At 61.7% G+C, this 4470-nt stretch carries 2 protein-coding genes and 1 pseudogene; all 3 read right to left on the reverse strand.

All coding sequences use genetic code 11. The annotated features are described in order from the left end of the window. Positions 1-1261: 1261 nt before the first annotated feature. The gene (locus WDW90_RS35275; protein WP_336492390.1) at positions 1262-1873 is read right to left on the reverse strand and encodes a hypothetical protein; all 612 of its coding nucleotides are present in this window, start codon (positions 1871-1873) and stop codon (positions 1262-1264) included. Positions 1874-1959: 86 nt separating this feature from the next. Further along, positions 1960-3213, reverse strand: a complete 1254-nt coding sequence (locus tag WDW90_RS35280) for a tyrosine-type recombinase/integrase (RefSeq protein WP_336492391.1) — start codon at positions 3211-3213, stop codon at positions 1960-1962. Positions 3214-4381: 1168 nt separating this feature from the next. After that, positions 4382-4470, reverse strand: a pseudogene (locus tag WDW90_RS35285) (IS5-like element ISMex42 family transposase); the annotation flags it as partial.

Below are 4470 nucleotides of genomic sequence, written 5' to 3' on the forward strand. Positions count from 1 at the left end.
AGCTTTCTCCATTCTGCGTCGTCCAGCATCACTCCTCCCAGTCAGGAGGAGCAAAACGCCCGCACACGGAACACGTTCAAGGCCGAACAGGCCGTAGTCTCGCTTCGCTCGACTGCGCGCGGCTTTGCCGCTGCGCGATCCTGAGTCCCGCACACCAGTGAAGGATGATACGGGTAATCAGCCTGCGAGCGCAGCGAGCGGGACGAGGACCGAAGGTCCGAGGCCCTGGGTTAACCGCGGTCCACCACGGCCTACCACCGTCATCCTGGTCTCGGCTTCGCCTCGACGCCATCGCGCCTCCGCCGCTCTGGCCACCCGACCTCCTCATTCTTCCTCAATACGTGTCACTTGGCTGGAAGGCACAGTTCACCCGACCAGGGAGAACCGTGCTGAAATCTCGACACTCGTGTCAGTGTCACGGATCTGCACACTTGATCAGCACACCCCGAGGGTAGGACAGGCCGTTCGGATTGCCCTTTTTCTGTGCTCGTTCACTCAGCGGATTAGGCTGAAACGGCGGCGGTCATCCCGAGCCGATCAGGGGACTTCGGGTGACGTGCTGGTCTTGGCCAGCGTCTTGGTCCAATGGGACCTTCTCATGCCGACGCCAAGCACCCCGGCCTCTCTGTGCAGGCCGACGAGACGGTGGACTGAATGGAGCCGCCACAAGCCCTGGGGTTCGGACCCAGTTTCTATGTTCTGTGTTGGGGCGAGTGGCCCCGGAACTATTTAGGCTGCGGCACGGCTTAACCGATCGGTTGCATACCGCCCGTCAGTCTCGGCGCGCCCGGAGCACTTGAGCCGTGATCGGCTGCTGCGCTTGATCCTGGGAGTGCGCACGCGCTCGTGGCGTTCCCGGCTGCCCCGGTGCAGTCCGGCGGTCAGCCGCCGGAGTTTGAAGGCATGCACACGCCAGAGCGAGCGGTTGTGGCGAGCGGCGACGTGCGCGGCCTTGCTTGCGGCAGGTAATGCACTCATTGCCAGCAGCTCGCATTCGGGGCTGAAGCAGACACAGCGCAGTGTCCGATCGGGCCCAGCCGGTTACGGGCTGGGTTCTGGGATGAAGTGGCGCGATCGCCCTGTTGGCGATTGAACTCATGTGGACGGACCGGCTCGGGAACCCCTGTCATCTCCAGAGGCCCCGAACCTGAATGAGCTTTACTTTCCAATGGTAGACCTCCCGTCTCGTGGTGGACGGGCACCTTGTAGGCTCGGGCGGGAGACCGGTGGCCGAGCTCGGTTTGACCGAGGCCAATTTCGGTCAGGAGCCTTCCTCTTGGGTATCGATGAGCTCGTCGGCAGCTTCGGTCAGCCGCTTGCGCACCGTGTCCTCGTCCAAGCTAATGCCAACTCGGTACAACTCGTCTTTGATCTCACGAGGAACCGAACTACGGGGCTTCTTGGGGTCGTAACCGTATACCGCCATTGCCAGACCAAGCGCGATCTTCAGCAGGCTCTGTCTGACTTTCGGATTCAAATGCTCGGCCTCGCGGAGCTGAGCAGCCTTCGCGCCCTTTTTGCCGCTCCCGACAGCCTTCTCGAGTTCCGGGTCGAAGGACAAGCCTTGGCTCTTCGCCCATTTGATGAACGAAGCCGGTTCGTTGAAGTCTTTAAGGTGTTCCATGTGTCGAGCGCGGACTGCGAAACTCAGCCGTTCAGCGTACATCCGGGCGGGTAGGTGATCGACGCCGCTCAGGATCTCAGAATTCACGGCTCGTGGCTCGTACCCCATCGAGAGAGCGACTCCTTCTTCGATTGTCCAGCCCGCTGCCCTGCTCCAATAAGACCGATCGGCACGATAATTTTCGCCCAGCAGATCTTCCTCGTCGGAAAAATAGTACGGGTGAGTTTCGTCCCACGGACGGACTGTCATTTCTACTCCTGCGATATAATATTTTGCTGATTGCCGGCTCATAAACTTGCCGTTCCGCAAGCATTTCTGGTAATAACATTCTAGACTCAAATCGAACTATTTGCTGTCTCAAGCGTATGTAGTTCTCGCTCTGCAACCCAACAGCTCCAGGCGCACAAAGCGTCCCTACGCTCGCGCAGGTAGAGAGCTCGGTTGTAGACCCCCGCAACGCCCCGTTTGGCTGAGCCGCTGACATGGTTGACCACTGCCTCGACCACATGAGGTGCGATCCCGAGTTGCTCGTTCATCAGCGTCACCATGGTCCGACGCAGATCGTGCAGCGTCCAAGAGGGGAGGGGAGGTCGGCCAGCCTCGGCCCTCAGGGCGTTCACCCGCTCATCGAGGCGTGCCTTGGCCTTGCTGAAGCCGGACAGGGCCGTCGTGCTCCGGGTCGTGAACACGATCGGGCCAGTTCTTGGCAGGGCCGCGATGATGTCCTGTGCCTGCTTCGAGAGCGGCACGAGATGGGGCTGCCCGTTCTTGGTCCGACTGGCCGGAAGATCCCAGATCGCCTCGTCCGTGCCGCAGTTCCGCAACTCGTCCCAGCGCATGCCGGCAACTTCGCTGCGCCGTTGCCCGGTCTGCAGAAGTAGCTTGAACAGGGCAGCGAACTGGCTCGGCCATTCCGCCAGTGCCCGCCAGATCCAGATCAACTCGTCAGGCGTGAGCACGCGTTCGCGGGAGCGGGTGGCGGACAGCGGACGGACACGGCTGGCCGGACTGACCATGAGGAGATCCTGCTCCAAGCACCAGTTGAAGAACTTGGACAGGTACGCGAGCGTGCGGTTGCCGGCTGCCCGAGAGCCCCGCTCCTCGATCCGGTGCAGCACATCCAGCACGTCCGCCTTTGTCAGGGATGTGAGCGGCCGCTGCTGCCAGTCCGCGGTGTCTGGTCCTTGCAGGACACGGCGGTACTCGCGAGCGGTGTTCGGGCGCAGGTTACGCCCGACATGCCGCTCCATGAACAAGGCCGCGACACCGCCGAAGGTGGTGCGGCGCTCCTGATCCTTCTTGCGGCGCGCCTCAGCTTCGATCTGCCGAGGATCCTGCCCTGCCTTGGCGCGCTCGATGACCAGCCGGGCCTTCTCCCGCGCCTCGGCCAGTGACAAGGCTGGATGACGGCCGAGGGTGATGCGAGCGAGCTTGCGCTCCACACGCGTCATCACGACCCAGGCCTTCGTGCCCGAATAGGACACGCGCAGGCCGAAGGCGGGAAGGTGGCTGTCGAAGTAGTCAACTTGGCCGCTTGGCGGCGGCCGGAACCGCTCGACGGCGGCAGCAGTGAGCCGGAGCTTAGGCATGGCGTAGGTAGCGCCTAGGTAACAATGTGGGTGGGTTATGACGTGTGATGCTATGTTAGATGACGTGATGATGCAACCGAAATATGCAATACACTTCAGCGGCTTGTAGGATGAAAACTGTTAGAGATTGGTAGGGATTGTTATACGCTTGCCGCTTACTCTTAATCAGCGGGTCCTAGGTTCGAACCCTAGTGCGCCCACCAATCTTCTCAAGGACTTAGCCGAATTGCGAGGCGCCGTTTCGACACGGCGCCACCGGCTCATTTCGACAAACTTTCCTTTTTCGTTCTCGCGTCCCTTCGTTTCCGTGCCCCCACAACCCGCTGCTGCTCGGTGGTCTGAGCGTAGCGGAGCAGACCTGCGGTAGTGCGATGACCGCTCAATGCGCGAAGCTGAGCGTCCGTCAGGCCAGCCTCGGCACCCTCGACGTTGCCGCCGTGGCGCAGCCCCATGAATTTCACCTCTGGATCAATGCCGGCGGCCGCCCGAATGGCTGCCACCCGGTGCCGGAAGTAATCCTCCTCCCAGGAGAGATGCGCCTTTCGTCGGCGGTCCGGCTGATCGCGGGTGACGATGAGTGTCCCACGACGCGGTGCAGCGTCTAGGCGAACCATGATCTCGGGCCAGAGAGGTGAGCCGTCCTCATCGTAAAGCGGCAGCTCCACGAGCTGGCCGGTTTTGTAATGGAAGATGCGTACCTTTCTCGGCACGTCAGGCGGGCGGTAGTGAGCCCATGAAAGGCGGGTAAGGATGTCCTTTTGGCGCTGCAGCCAGAAGAAGGCGATCATGGCAGCCGTGGCGATAGAAGACTCACCGCTGGCATCGGCGGCGGCGACGAAGCGCATCAGTTCGGCGCACGTGACCGGCCGAGTGGGTTTCGCCCGATAGGCAAGATCCATTTTCGCGAAGGGATTTGCGAGTGGAACCTGATCGGGCTTGTCGCGGCGGGCGACATTCCAGGCCCGTTTAGATACGGCCATGGCGAGGTTGGCGGTGCGGACCCGCTCGGTGCCGTCCGGCTTCACCCGAAGCTTCTCGTATAGCCGATCGGCAGTCCCAGGCTTGATGCTCTTGAGCGGGAGCGAACCGAACCTGCGGCCGTCCTTGAGGCGATAGTCGGAGACGAGGCGCAGTGCAGCGTCGTAGCCTTTGCGAGTTTTACGGCCTGTTAGCTCTTGAGCCAGTCCAGAGCGGCTGCGAGCGAGAGAACGCCCATGAAGCTTGAAGCTGTCTTCTCGTAGCGGGTTGCGATGGCAC

The sequence above is a fragment of the Methylobacterium nigriterrae genome, from assembly GCF_037106235.1.
GTDB lineage: Bacteria > Pseudomonadota > Alphaproteobacteria > Rhizobiales > Beijerinckiaceae > Methylobacterium > Methylobacterium nigriterrae.